This is a genomic window from Clostridium sp. Marseille-QA1073 (assembly GCF_054863625.1).
Genome location: NZ_JBSVQM010000012.1, coordinates 64,472 through 78,847, shown reverse-complemented (window position 1 = coordinate 78,847; position 14,376 = coordinate 64,472). Strand labels below are relative to the sequence as shown.

Below are 14,376 nucleotides of genomic sequence, written 5' to 3'. Positions count from 1 at the left end.
TATAATTAATGTTAAATTATCCATTGGGATTTTGGGAGGAGAATATGAGTAAGACAAAGGAAACTATCTTAAACTCTGCAATAAAGGTTTTTTCGACAAAAGGTTATGATGGAGCCACAATGGATGACGTAGCCATTGTTGGAGGAGTAGCCAAAGGAACATTATATTACCATTTTAAAAGTAAAGAAGAGCTTTTTAAATATGTTATAGATGAAGGCATAAAAAGTATGGAAGAAAAAAGCTCAAGCGTATTATCTCTTGAACAAGAACCTATTGACAAGATAAGAGCATTAATTAAAATACAATTAGAAATAGTACATGAGTATAAAGATTTTTTTAGAGTTGCGCTAAGTGAGCTATGGGGAAATGAAGAAAGACAAAAAGATCTTAGAATTACCATTAAAGAACACATAGAATATTTATCGAATCATATTAAAAAAGCTATAGAAGCTGGAGTAATAGAAAAAAATGATTCTGAGTTTTTAACATATACCTTCTTTGGAGGACTATGTACTCTAGCTATATATGATATAATCAATGAAGACAAATATGATGTAAATGAATTAACTGAAAAACTTATAGCGTATATATCAAAAGGAATAAGCTTAAATAAATAAAATACCTCTAGGATATTAACTAAATTAGATAATATCCTAGGGGTATTTTTTAGATTATAGGGATACAATGTGAAAACTTAATATATACTGTGGAAAATAAATTTTTTATAAAAATAGTTTAAATTCTTAGAAATTAAGGATTAATAATTAAAAATGAAAAATTTAGGATGAAATTTATTTTGAAAAACTCCAAAGACTTTGACAGTGGAGTTCTAACCATGATTCTTCATTCTTAATTTTTAATTCATAGTAAAAGTTTTATTATGGAAATTAAAATCATGCATAAGTTAAATTTTAATTAAGGAATCCTATAAAATCTTAGTTTGATTTATCTCTTACTATTTTGTAAGTCTAAAATTCATTTAACTGTAAGATTGAATATTTATAATAGATTTATAAAATGAGGGGGAGAGTAGAATGAAAAAAACCAGTGAAATATTTTGGGCAATACTAGGAATGGTATTCATATTCGCATTTAATCCATATAAAGATTATTCTGAAGTATTAGAAGTAGATAATAAATTAGTTTTAGTAAATAGAAAATATAAACTTTCTAATAAGTATATTCCAAAAGAATTGCAAGAACCAAATATTAGATTTTCAGATAATATGCTAAAGGAAGAAAAGCTTATGACTAAGGAAAGCGGCAAGGCTTTAGAAGAATTAATGTTAGCAGCTGAAAAGGAGGAGGGTATAATACTTTATGCAATATCAGGCTATCGCTACTATAATACACAGAATAATCTTTATAAACATAGAGTTAAAATATTAGGTAGGGAAGAAGCTGATAAATATGTAGCTAAGGCTGGACATAGTGAACATCAAACAGGATTAGCAATGGACTTAACTAATAGGGAAGGATTAAATAAATTTTTAAATGATGATTTTGGAAAAACCACTGAAGGAATATGGATTAGGGAAAATGCTCATAGATTTGGGTTTATAATAAGATATCCTAGAAATAAAGAACATATAACTGGATATGATTATGAACCGTGGCATATTAGATATGTAGGAAAAAAAGCAGCAGAAGAAATTTATAATAATAATTTGGTTTTAGAGGAGTATATAAAATAAATTGTAAAATTATATAATTTTTAATTTACATTTATATAAGTCATACCAGTTGCTAATATAAAAGCTTTAACTTATATATAGAATTTGAAGGTTATACTAATGTTATAACATATTTAGTCATATTAAAAAATAACTAGTCATATATTTATATATTTTGTGGAATATGAGTCGTAAGAATCCAAAGATAACCTAACGACTATTGGAACATATCATTTTATATTATAGAAAGTATAATTGTAACTTTGAATAGTTATTTTCTTTTATTTATTATAACTTTATAATAAGTATATTATAAATATTATTCAATAGGTAAAAAATGAGGGATTTAATATATAAAAAATTATTTGTATAATAGAATTTAAGTATTAAAACATCGATAAAAAGGAGGAAATATGGTTAAAATTTTATTAGTTGAAGATGATGCTACCTTGGCTATGGGAATGGAATATACTTTAAAAAATGAAGGTTTTGATATTACAGTTGCATCAACTTTAAAAGAAGCAAGAGAAAGTATAGAAAATTGTAGTGTAGATTTAGTATTACTAGACTTAATGTTACCAGATGGAAGTGGTTATGAACTTTGTAGAGAATTAAGAAAAAAAAGCAATACTCCTATAATTTTTTTAACTGCCTCTGATGAGGAAGCCAATGTAGTTATGGGGCTAGATATGGGCGGTGATGACTATATTTCTAAACCTGTTAGGATTGGTGAATTAATTTCAAGAATTAAAGCAGTTTTAAGAAGATATGAGAAGGATTCAGGTTATAGAAGTAATAAATTACATTCAGGAGATATTACTATTGAACTTTTAAGCAATAGAGTTATGAAAAACGATGTAGAAATTATATTGACATCATTAGAATATAAATTACTTATATCTCTAATACAAAACCCTAAAGTAGTACTTAGCAGAAGTCAAATACTAGAAAAAATATGGGATGTAGGTGGAGAATTCGTCGATGATAATACTCTCTCTGTATATGTAAGGAGACTTAGAGAAAAGATTGAAGATGATCCAGCAAAACCAGAATACATAATTACGATAAGAGCAGTAGGATATAAATGGAATAAGGAAACGAGGGAATAGCTATGGAAAAATTATATAGAAATCCGGAAATTAAAAGTATCACTATTAAAATTGTGATACTTTGTTTTGTATTTTTAATATTTACGTTGGTGACTATGAATATAGGTATAAATAATATAAATAAAAAAGTCATAAGACAAAATGCAGCAGTATTAGGCATAGTATTAGAAGAAAATCCTGAATTAGAAAAAAATATAGTAGGATATTTTACTAAAGGAGTATCAGAAGATCAAATTAAGAGTGGATTAACTATTTTAGAGAAATACAGTTATAATGAAACATTAAAACCAGCAGATATTCCTTTGATTAGAGAATCTTCAAAGAACTTATTATTTAACATTTTAACTATTAATATTATATTTTTTATTACAATCTTTTTTATAATCTTGCTTGATTATAAAAAAATTCTATCTAAAATAAATATCGTATCTAGTAGTGTTGAAAGAGTTTTAGAAGGAGAATATGATATGACCCTTGAAGGAGGAGAAGAGGGAGAGTTTTCTATTTTATATAATCAATTAAACTTACTAGTAAATAGATTAATTGAAAACATGGAAAAATTAAAGAAGGAGAAAGAGTTTTTAAAGAATATTATTTCAGATATTTCTCATCAACTAAAAACTCCACTATCATCTATAATCATGCTCAATGAGCTAATGATTAGTAAAGATGATATGGATGAAGAAACAAAGGTGAAATTTCTTAATAAAACTAGCGAACAACTTACTCGTATGGAATGGCTTATAATTAATTTGTTAAAGATAGCTAGAGTAGAAGCTGGAGCTATTAATTATAAAATGAGAAATCAACCTTTAATTATAACTATAAATAAAGCATTTTCTCCATTAAAAGAAAAAGCTAAGGCTAAAAAACAAAATATCATTATAGAAGAAAAAAGAGATGTTTGTTTAAATCATGATAGTGATTGGATGACTGAAGCTATAGGAAATATAATAAAAAATGCTATTGAACATACAGAAGAATACGGAACTATATCTATAGCAATAAAAGAATCACCACTGCTTGTAAGTATTATTATTAAAGATAATGGTAATGGAATAAAAAAAGAAGAATTACCACATATTTTTGAAAGGTTTTATAAAGGAAAGCATGAAGTAAAGCCTATTAGTATAGGAATAGGTCTCACACTATCTAAATCCATAATTGAAAGTAATGGTGGTAGTATTTCAGTGAAAAGTATAGAAGGAGAAGGAACGGAGTTCGTTATAACATTTTTGAAAAGTATAGTATAAAATGCAATGTTAATCTTGTAGAAGATTTCAAATGCCTTATAATCTTTCTATTTTGTAAGAATAAAATTCACTATAGAGTAAGAATAGGAAAGTATACTTAAGATATAAATTAAGAAACTAGGAGGAAACACTATGGAGATATTAAAAACCGTTTCTCTTTGTAAAAGTTATGGTGAAGGAGAAATTAAAGTTGAAGCATTAAAGGATATTAATCTTTCTATAAATCAAGGTGAGTTTGTTGCAATAGTAGGGGCAAGTGGTTCGGGGAAAAGTACATTATTACATTTGTTAGGAGGGGTAGATAAACCTACTTCAGGAAATGTCATTGTAGATAATGTAGATGTATATAATTTAAATGAAAATCAGCTTGCGGTATTTAGAAGAAGGAAAGTAGGATTTATATTTCAGTTTTATAACTTAATACCTGTACTTACTGCAGAAGAAAATATAAAGCTTCCTCTTCTTTTAGATTATAAAAAAGAAGATAAAAATTATCTTGAGGACCTAATTAATATTTTAGGTATAAAAGATAGACTACATCATCTTCCCTCTGAGCTTTCAGGAGGACAACAACAAAGAGTTTCTATAGGAAGAGCGTTAGCTTACAAACCATCTATAATATTAGCGGATGAGCCAACAGGAAATTTGGACTCAAAAAATTCAAAAGAAATATTAGAGCTATTAAAACTTTCAGTTAAAAAGTATAATCAAACACTTATAATGATTACTCATGACGTAAATATTGCTTCTCAAGCAGATAGAGTTATTACTTTAGAGGATGGTAAGGTGGTAAGTGATGAGGTGATAAGAAGATGAAAAGCTACAGTGAAATTACAGGAAGATATTTAAAGGTACAAAAAAAGAGGACTATTCTGACTATAATAGGGATAGTACTTTCAGTAGCACTTATAACTTCTATTGCTACAATGTTTAAAAGCTTTCAGGACAATAGGATAAGACAAGTAAAGGAGAATTCAGGAGATTTTCATATACTTTTCAAAAATGTAAATGGTGGGCATATACCTTATTTTGAAGCTCATAAGGATATAGAAAAATTGGGAATAGTTAGATATGATGGAGTAAGCATCATCGATAAAAATAAAAAAAGCGGTAGAAATGTAGAACTTTATATAGAGTCTGATAATAAAGAAAAGCTTGAGTTAAAAAATATTAAATTAAGAGAAGGACGCCTTCCGCAAAAGGAAGATGAAATTATTCTTGAACCTTGGGCTATGGAAGCACTAAATGCTAAAGTTGGGGATAAGATAGCCTTAAAATTAGGGGAGGTAATATACCCAGAAGATGAAGGCAATGGTGAAAAAATTAATTATGAAGATATAAAATTTAAAGAGAAGAACTCTAAGGAATATATCATATGTGGATTAATGGAGAAATCAACATATGGAAATGGAATAAGTTATTTATCGGAAGAAAGTTTTTTAAATAAAGATGGAGAGTACGATATTTATGCCAATGTAAATTTAAAAAAACAAGTTCAAGCTATAGGCAAACAAATTACAGAAGAACTAAATTTAAATGAAGACAGTGTTTGGTATAATGAAGAGCTTTTAAGACTTATGCTAAAGAGTTTAGATGATAGTGAAAATAGAGTAATAGGTTTGATTGCAGTATTTTTTATAATTTTAGTTATTGTAGCAACTATTTCGGTAATTTATAATTCTTTTCATATGTCTGTTATGGAAAGAGTATCTCAATTTGGAATATTGCGTTCTGTAGGAGCATCTAAAAATCAAATAAAGAGAATTGTAATGAAAGAAGCTATGATTTTAGCAATTATATCAATTCCAATTGGATTAGTTTTAGGATTAGTGGCCTTAAAAATTGTAATTATGATATTAGGTTCACTTGCTTTCTCTATGTTTGAAGGCTTTAAAATAACTATAAATCCAATAATATTATTAGGAAGTGCAGTTTTAGGTCTTATAACTATATATATATCATCAAAGGGACCAGCAAAATTAGCTGCTAAAGTATCTCCATTAGAAGCTATTAAAAATAGTGGAAGTGTAAAGAAGGAAGATCTTAAAAAGGTTAAAAGTGGAATTGTGGCAGGAAAGATTTTGGGTATAGAAGGACAAGTTGCTTATAAAAATTTAAGAAGAAATAAAACAAGGTTTAGGATAACTATTTTTTCAATGGTTATAAGCATTGTATTGTTTATTGTATTTAATTCCTTTGCTTATGACATAAAAAAAGTAGAAAAAGTTGCAATGGCGACGGAACCTGAATATAGAGTTATGCTAAGCAGTGATGAAGTAGAAGAAAGCACTCTATCAAAATTTTGCGAGGATATAGAGAAAATACAGGGAATAGATTTAGTGTATAAAGAAATACATAAGCTCCCAGCCATAGCTATTGAAAAGGATAAGCTTAATAAAGAGTATGAAGATTTAACGGAAACAAATTTTTATAATTTTATGGATGGGAATTACGCCTTTGTCTATAGTCCATTTTATGCTTATAATAGTAAATCTTTCGAAAAGAGCAAGAAAAATATTATAGCAGGAGAAATAAATGAGAAAAAATTAAATGAAGAAAATGGAGTTATAATAATCCAAAATGCTCATATCAAAACTAAAGATAAAAAAAGGGCTAATATTAATGTTACTAATTATAAAGTTGGAGATGAAATATCAATTATACCTTCATCAATTGCTGGAGATACAGATGAAAATTTATTAAATCATGTAGGAAAGATTAAGGTTAAAGTCTTAGGAATTCTTGAAGAAGATGCTGTATTTGAAGATAGCTGGGAAGGGGGCAGTTTAAGATTTATAAGTACAGAAAAAGTATATAAAGATATATTTGGAGAACTGAGATCTAACAATTTAAATATAAGGACTGGAAAGGACGCCGATCATAAGGTAATTAAAGAAAAGCTAGAAACTATTGTTAATGAAAATAATATGTATATATTTGATAATGTGGAATCAGCAAAGAGAGATAAAAGTATGATGATACAAATAATGGTATTTATTTATGGATTTATAACAGTAGTTACCTTGATTAGCTCTATAAATATAATAAACACCATAAATACAAATTTATTACTTAGAAAAAGAGAATTAGCAACTTTTAAATCTATAGGTATGGCAGAAAAGCAAATTAAAAAGATGATAGTTTTAGAAAGTGTATACTATGCTATTATTGCATCATTTTATGGAATATTGATGGGAATGCCATTGTCCTATATTCTTTATAGATTAATGAGTGAATTGAGAGCTTATGAATGGAATATACCTTGGAGTTCAACAGTAATGGCATTTATAGGTTCTATAGTAATAGTAATTATAGCATCAATGATATCTTTAAGAAAGATGAGTAAAATAAACATAATGGATAGCATTAGGGCAGAAGAATAATGTCTTAGATAACTTACAATCTGTTTAGACTTTTAAATAAAAATATTAGTTTAGATAATATTAAAAAATCATGACTTTGTCATGATTTTTTAGGTTTTTCTTTATATTTTGAAATAAAATTAGGTTAATATTTACTAAACTATTATATAAGTAAAACTTTATTTTGATGATAAAACTTATTATTTCTCAGAAGTAAATTTTTATAATAAAATTGACCACTGAAAGATATCTTTATTGATAAATAGTTAACAGGTGAAAAGCCTAAAGTTTTCTTAGGTTTTTAACGAATATAAGTTATATAATTTTACTCGTTGTGCTAGTTAATCATTAGCAATATTTACAAATAGAAAAACTCTAGCATTTTTGCTAATCTATCATCAAAAGAACCAACAATCAATGATAGGAGGAAAGCAATATGCTAGAGCTTAATAAAAATTCTACCATAACAATAAACAACTTAAAAGATTTTATTACTGTCATTTATGTTATAATTGATGATATTTACCAAAAAGTAACTCCAGCATACATAAAGTATCGCTGCAACATTGATAAAGCAATAATGTCAGATAGTGAAATTATAACTCTATCCTTAGTAGGTGAACTTTTAACTATTGATTCTGAAAAGCATGGTTTGGATTTTCTCGAAAAAATCTAAGAGATTTATTTCTAAATTTTGTACTAGAACAAGATTTCATAGAACTAGAAAATTCTTTTTAAAGTAGTTGAAGTTATTCGTAAGGAACTAACAAGTTTCCTTAACTATCAACATGATCAGGTTAGAATCATAGATAGTATGCCTATACCAGTATGCGCTTTGGAGGGCACACTTTCACAGATCTTTAAGCCGGAGGCTGCCTACGGTAAATGTGCTTCAAGAAACAAACTTACTATGGGTTTAAATTACATGCTATCATAGCTCTAGATGGATATATATCAGATTTCATCTTAACTCCAGCTGATACAGACGATAGAGTCGCAATATGGACTTAACAGCTACCGCTCCATTTACAACAGTTATTGAGATAAAGGTTATATTGAGAAAGCCTAGCTTTACATTTGAAATCTGAAAATCACATAAACCTAGTAACTATAAAGCGTACTAACTCTAAAGTTAAAGTTTCAAAACAGTTCAGGAGAATGATTTTTAAAGCTCATGAAGAGTTGAAACTTTTTCTCAGCTTTCTGGACAATTAAATATCCAAAGAGTTTTAGCAAAATCTATGTGGGGACTAGTTTCTAGAATAACAAATAAAATTTTAGCCTATAATCTTTGTTTTTTCATAAATAAAATCTTAAATATTAATCCTAATATTGCAAAAATCAAGGATTTAATATTTGATAAAACTTTTAAAAGAACATTTTAAATTCTTAGGATTACTATGCCAATGTACTATGGAATAATAATCCTATTAATGAAAAATTATCTTTTAGCACAACAGGTTAATTTTATGTAATTTATCATAATAAATTACAATCTTTAAAAAAATCACTATAGTTAGAAGGAGAATAAGATGGCAAAATTAAGATCTAAAAGCATAAAAAGTAAAATGTTAGTTATGATATTACCAGTAACTATAATATCAATGCTTATGTTATCATCATTATCTTATGTTACTGCAAAGAAAACAATAGATAGTGAAATTAATGAAAAAATGAAGTATCAAACTGATGCAGTTATTGAAAATATATCTAAAAGTTTAGAGAATCATTCAAAAATTCCATTTACTTTAGCAAGAACAGTGGAAGCAAGTAGAGATACTTTAAGTGAAAAAAACTATGAAAATTTAGTAAAATCATATGTAAATTCTAATGATCAAACCTTCGGAGTTGGAATATGGTATGAACCTTTTAAATATAAAAATGCTGTAAAATTCTTTGGTCCATATGCTTATAAAAAAGATGGCGTAGTAACTTATACAAATGAATACAGTAAGACAGATTACACTTCTAGTCATTGGTACAAGCTAGGTGAAAATACAGATAAAGGTTTAAGTTGGTCAGAGCCATATATAGATGACGTTACAAATACAACTATGATAACTACAACAGTGCCTATCTTAGATGATAAAAAGAACCGTATAGGTGTTACTACAGCAGATATAAATTTATCCAATATACAAGAAATGATAAAAAACATAAAAGTAGGTGAAGGTGGAAGAGCATTTTTATTAAATAAAGATGGAACATATCTTTCTGATATAGATGAAGAGAAAATAATGAAAGCCAATATTTCAAGTGATTCAAATGAAAGTTTATCTTCTATAAGTAAAAATATATTAGAAAATGAAAATGGTATAGACTCTTTTACTGACTCTAATGGTAAAAATATCATATTTTTCTCAAAGATACCACATGTAGATTGGAAATTAGTTTTGTCTATTCCAGAAAAAGAACTTTTATCTCCACTGAGAAGCTTATTATATAAAGTATTAATAACTATGACAGGAACTATATTGCTTATAGTTTTAATCATAATGCTCATAGTTAACAATATAAAAAATAGGATATCTAAGGTTAACAAATTAGCAGAAGCTATATCTTCTGGAGATTTAACAAATAAAATAGAAATTACTAATAATGATGAGTTGGGAGAAATGGGAATTTATCTTAATAAGATGAATAATAATTTGAAGAATATAATAAAAAGTGTGTCTGACGGATTAGAACAAGTAGTTGCTACTTCAGAAGAATTAACTGCTAGTGCAGGACAAACTAGAGAAGCAGCAGATCAAATAGCTGTTTCTATACAAGAAATAGCTAACGGTAGTGATTTACAATCTTCATCATATGATATTGTGTCAGAGGAAAGTGAGCAGGTGTTTAAAGGCGTAGATAAAATAGCAAGTGATATAAATACTGCTACAAACTCTTCAATTACTGCTTATAATAAAGCTTTTGATGGAAATGATGTCATAGTAGGAACAATAAATCAAATGAATGAGATAAATTCTAAAGTATATACTTCATCTAAAATGATAAATTCTTTAGGAGAAAAATCAAGTAAAATAGGAGAGATAATATCCTTAATAACAGATATATCTTCACGAACTAATCTACTTGCATTAAATGCAGCCATAGAAGCTGCAAGAGCTGGAGAACAGGGAAGAGGATTTGCAGTTGTTGCTGATGAAATAAGAAAATTAGCAGAGCAATCTGCCAATGCATCAAATAATATTTCTTCAATAATAAATGAAATTCAAAATGAAATTTCATTTACTATAACCTCAATGAATGAGGGAAATAAAGCTGTTGATGAAGGAATGATTCTGGTTGAAAATGCAGGAGAATCATTTAAAGATATATTAAGTGAAATTGAAAATGTTTCTAATAATATGAAGAGTGTTTCAGAAGTGATAAATAGTGTTTTATCAAGTACTAAAGTAATGGTTAAATCTATAGATGAAAATGCTCAAATTTCAAAACAGACCGCTTTAAATTCACAAAGTGTAGCAGCTTCAAGTGAAGAACAATCTGCTCTTATGCAGGAAGTTTCACATGCATCAGAAGAACTTTCAAACATGGCGTTTGAGCTACAATCAGATTTAACTAAATTTAAATTATAGCCTATTATAATATAATTTTGAAACAAATAAGAGCTTCTTTATAGATATCTTAAAAATATTTATAAAGAAGCTCTTATTTATTTTGTTTTTATTATTGTTCAATAGTTGCTTTTACGTAATTTGGTTTTCCTGTTAATTTAAGTTTAACTTCTAGTTCTACATCTTGAGTATCAACAGGAACAGAGAATGCAGTTTCGCCAGTCATTTTTCTTCCAGCAGCGAGTGAACCATTTAAACTACCATTTAAATCAGTTACAATAGCCATATCAAAACTTCTTCCATCTTTATCAAGTAATTTAAAACCTAATGCTGAACTTATAGTTGCATCTTCATTTCCTGTGTTTTCAATTGTAACGTCTGCTGCAACCCACTTATTTCCTTCAGCAGGTTTAAGTAAATCATTTGTAGGCTTTACTTCTCTAACTTTATTTACAGTGACTTTAAAGCCATCTTGATCGAAAGTATCTCCAACTTTAAGTTCTTTATTTTCTTCTTTTTTCTCCTCTTCTTTAGTTTCTTTTTTCTCTTCTTTCTTTTCTTCTGCAGCAGGTTTATTTGTATTTTCATCAGCTTTTTTATTATCTGATGAACAGCCTACAAAAGTAAAAATAGAAACAGCAGCTAAAGAAGCACAAATTAATCTAAATTTTTTACTCATCATAATTTTAACCCTCCCATAAAATTATATAAATATAATTTGACCATGAAAATTATAGCATAAAATTATATTTATGTAAATTTAATGAATTATTTTGTTGTTTTAAGTAAAATATTAAATGTTTGCCATAATAATATAAAATTTGAATTTAATAATATTGTGATGACTTTTATAGAATTAATATGTTAAATACTTAGTTTAGAGTAATAAGCAATAAAAGGATGTCATTCTATTATCCAAATATATGTATATTCAAATAAAAAAATTTTATGATTAAAAAAATAAATAATAAGATTTTTTTATAAAGAATTAAGTGAATAAATATATTGACATAAATAATAAGTAGAATATAAATTTTTCATTAGGAATAGTGATTTTATCACGATTTTTCTTTTTAGTGGTATAATAAATATTACTATATAAATTTAGATTGGAGATATGAGATGTCAAAAATATTGGTTTTAGCTGAAAAGCCTTCTGTTGGTAAGGAGTTAGGGAAGGTTTTAGGTTGTAATAAAGTTAATAATGGATATTTAGAAGGAAATAAATACATAGTTACTTGGGCACTTGGACATTTAGTTACACTAGCCGACCCAGAAGCTTACGATAATAAATATAAGGTTTGGAGTTTAGAAACTTTACCTATGCTTCCTAAAAAGATGGAACTAGTGGTAATTAAACAAGGTGGAAAACAGTTTAGTATTGTTAAAAATCTTATGAAACGAGAGGATGTTGGAAGTCTTATTATAGCTACTGATGCTGGAAGAGAAGGGGAGCTTGTAGCGAGATGGATTATGGAAAAAGCTAATTTTAGAAAGCCTTTTAAAAGACTTTGGATCTCTTCTCAAACGGAAAAAGCTATAAAAGATGGATTTAATAATTTGAAAGATGGAAGGGCTTACGATAATTTATATAAGGCGGCACAATGTAGAGCTGAGGCAGATTGGCTTGTAGGTTTAAACGTAACTAGAGCACTGACAAGTAAGTTTAATGCACAATTATCAGCAGGCCGTGTGCAAACACCAACCCTTTATATGATAGTAAAAAGAGAAGAGGAAATTAAAAAATTTAAGCCTGTGGATTATTACAGTATAGATGTGAAAACTAAAGGTTTTAATTTAAGTTATGTGGATAAAAATAATAATAATAATAGAATTTTCGATAAGAAAAAGGCCGATATTATAGCAAGCGATTTTAAAAATGGCACTATAGCAATTAGTGAGGTTAAAAGTGAGAATAAAAAGGAACTTCCACCATTAGCCTATGATTTAACAGAACTTCAAAGGGATGCTAATAGAAGATATGGTTATTCTGCAAAGCAAACTCTTCAGCTTATGCAAAGATTATATGAAAATCATAAGTTATTAACTTATCCTAGAACAGATTCAAGGTATTTAACTAGTGATATGGTTTCTACTTTAAGTGATAGACTTAAAGCAGTAAATGTAGGCCCTTATAGTGAAGCTGTAAGAAAAATATTAAGAGGAAAAATTAATACTACTAAAAGGTTAGTTGATAACTCTAAAGTATCAGATCATCATGCTATTATTCCTACTGAACAACATGTTAATTTATCTTCTTTAAGTTTTGAGGAAAGAAATATATATGATTTAGTTGTTAAAAGATTTTTAGAGGTTTTATCTCCAGCTTTTGAATATGAACAAATTACAGTTAAGGGAGAGTGTAATAATCATATTGTAAGAGCTAAAGGAAAAGTTGTTAAATCTTTAGGATGGAAAGAAATCAGTGGAAATGTGGTTAATGATAAAGAAGATGAGGATGAAAAAGAGCAAAATCTGCCAAGTATTAATGCTGGAGATAAATTGAAAGTGGAAGGAATTTCATTAAGAACTCTACAAACTAAACCGCCAGCAAGGTATACAGAGGCTACATTGCTTTCAGCTATGGAAAATCCTCAAAAGTTTATGGAAGACAATAAAGCCTTAAAAGAAGCTATAAATGAAGCAGGGGGACTAGGAACTCCAGCTACAAGAGCAGATATCATTGAAAAATTATTTTCTACATTTTATGTAGAGAGAAAAGGAAAGGAAATACATCCTACTTCTAAAGGAATTCAGCTTATAGATTTAGCACCAGAAGATTTAAAATCTCCTAAGCTTACAGCAAAATGGGAGCAAACTTTAAACTTAATAAGCAAAGGAAGTGCGAATCCTAAAGATTTTGTAGAGGAAATGAGAAGATATTCTGCAGAGCTTGTTAAGACAGTAGCAGGTAGTAATACAAAATATGTTCATGATAACATGACTAGAGAAAAATGTCCTGATTGTGGTAAATATCTACTAGAGGTAAATGGCAAAAAAGGAAAGATGCTTGTATGTCAGGATAGAGCCTGTGGATATAGAAAAGGAATAGCAAGAGTGACTAACTCAAGATGTCCAGAATGTCATAAAAAGTTAGAGTTAAGAGGACAGGGAGAAAAGCAAATATTTGTATGTCCAAATTGTAATTATAGAGAAAAAATGTCGGAGTTTAAAAATAGAAAGCAAGAGAGTAACAAAAAAGTTACTAAACAAGAAGTAAATAGATACTTAAGACAGCAGCAAAAAGAAAATAATGAACCTATAAATTCTGCACTAGCAGATGCTTTATCAAAATTAAAGTTTTAAAAAATTGTTTTAATTGAAATCAATTTTTATTACTATTATAAACACCCCAGAGGAAAGAGATTTCACTGGGGTTTTAATCTACCTAAGAAGTTATAATATATATTTTATTA

The 14,376-nt window shown here is 27.8% G+C and carries 9 protein-coding genes and 1 pseudogene; 9 read left to right on the top strand and 1 reads right to left on the bottom strand.

Annotated features, from left to right (window positions below):
* Positions 1-44: 44 nt before the first annotated feature.
* The 8 genes and pseudogenes from ACY1IQ_RS12240 (at position 45) to ACY1IQ_RS12205 (ending at position 10,981) form a co-directional block, all read left to right on the top strand.
* Entirely contained in the window at positions 45-617 is a 573-nt protein-coding gene (locus tag ACY1IQ_RS12240; protein ID WP_461614189.1) for a TetR/AcrR family transcriptional regulator, read from the top strand.
* A 417-nt stretch (positions 618-1,034) separates the two neighbouring features.
* Complete coding sequence (locus tag ACY1IQ_RS12235) at positions 1,035-1,694, top strand: M15 family metallopeptidase (protein WP_461614188.1); 660 nt, start codon at positions 1,035-1,037, stop codon at positions 1,692-1,694.
* Positions 1,695-2,086: 392 nt separating this feature from the next.
* Complete coding sequence (locus ACY1IQ_RS12230; RefSeq protein ID WP_461614187.1) at positions 2,087-2,782, top strand: response regulator transcription factor; 696 nt, start codon at positions 2,087-2,089, stop codon at positions 2,780-2,782.
* 2 nt (positions 2,783-2,784) lie between these two features.
* Positions 2,785-4,035: a sensor histidine kinase gene (locus ACY1IQ_RS12225; protein ID WP_461614186.1), complete on the top strand. Its 1,251-nt coding sequence runs from the start codon at positions 2,785-2,787 to the stop codon at positions 4,033-4,035.
* A gap of 132 nt (positions 4,036-4,167) precedes the next feature.
* Entirely contained in the window at positions 4,168-4,851 is a 684-nt protein-coding gene (locus ACY1IQ_RS12220; protein ID WP_461614185.1) for an ABC transporter ATP-binding protein, read from the top strand.
* The gene (locus ACY1IQ_RS12215; RefSeq protein ID WP_461614184.1) at positions 4,848-7,418 is read left to right on the top strand and encodes an FtsX-like permease family protein; all 2,571 of its coding nucleotides are present in this window, start codon (positions 4,848-4,850) and stop codon (positions 7,416-7,418) included. The genes ACY1IQ_RS12220 and ACY1IQ_RS12215 overlap by 4 nt, the downstream gene beginning before the upstream one ends.
* A 415-nt stretch (positions 7,419-7,833) precedes the next feature.
* Positions 7,834-8,782, top strand: a pseudogene (locus tag ACY1IQ_RS12210) (IS982 family transposase).
* A gap of 147 nt (positions 8,783-8,929) precedes the next feature.
* Positions 8,930-10,981, top strand: a complete 2,052-nt coding sequence (locus tag ACY1IQ_RS12205) for a methyl-accepting chemotaxis protein (protein ID WP_461614183.1) — start codon at positions 8,930-8,932, stop codon at positions 10,979-10,981.
* Positions 10,982-11,072: 91 nt separating this feature from the next.
* Here ACY1IQ_RS12205 and ACY1IQ_RS12200 read toward each other — a convergent pair whose 3' ends face one another.
* Positions 11,073-11,642, bottom strand: coding sequence for a DUF4352 domain-containing protein (locus ACY1IQ_RS12200; RefSeq protein WP_461614182.1), 570 nt, complete (start codon positions 11,640-11,642; stop codon positions 11,073-11,075).
* A 440-nt stretch (positions 11,643-12,082) separates the two neighbouring features.
* Between ACY1IQ_RS12200 and ACY1IQ_RS12195 the strand changes: the two genes are divergently transcribed.
* Entirely contained in the window at positions 12,083-14,266 is a 2,184-nt protein-coding gene (locus tag ACY1IQ_RS12195) for a DNA topoisomerase III (RefSeq protein WP_461614181.1), read from the top strand.
* The last annotated feature ends 110 nt before the right edge of the window (positions 14,267-14,376 follow it).

Excerpts from the sequence above, each read along its gene's own strand:
- ACY1IQ_RS12240 (WP_461614189.1), top strand. The coding sequence starts at position 45 with ATGAGTAAGACAAAGGAAACTATCTTAAACTCTGCAATAAAGGTTTTT.
- ACY1IQ_RS12235 (WP_461614188.1), top strand. The coding sequence starts at position 1,035 with ATGAAAAAAACCAGTGAAATATTTTGGGCAATACTAGGAATGGTATTC.
- ACY1IQ_RS12230 (WP_461614187.1), top strand. The coding sequence starts at position 2,087 with ATGGTTAAAATTTTATTAGTTGAAGATGATGCTACCTTGGCTATGGGA.
- ACY1IQ_RS12225 (WP_461614186.1), top strand. The coding sequence starts at position 2,785 with ATGGAAAAATTATATAGAAATCCGGAAATTAAAAGTATCACTATTAAA.
- ACY1IQ_RS12220 (WP_461614185.1), top strand. The coding sequence starts at position 4,168 with ATGGAGATATTAAAAACCGTTTCTCTTTGTAAAAGTTATGGTGAAGGA.
- ACY1IQ_RS12215 (WP_461614184.1), top strand. The coding sequence starts at position 4,848 with ATGAAAAGCTACAGTGAAATTACAGGAAGATATTTAAAGGTACAAAAA.
- ACY1IQ_RS12205 (WP_461614183.1), top strand. The coding sequence starts at position 8,930 with ATGGCAAAATTAAGATCTAAAAGCATAAAAAGTAAAATGTTAGTTATG.
- ACY1IQ_RS12200 (WP_461614182.1), bottom strand. The coding sequence starts at position 11,642 with ATGATGAGTAAAAAATTTAGATTAATTTGTGCTTCTTTAGCTGCTGTT.
- ACY1IQ_RS12195 (WP_461614181.1), top strand. The coding sequence starts at position 12,083 with ATGTCAAAAATATTGGTTTTAGCTGAAAAGCCTTCTGTTGGTAAGGAG.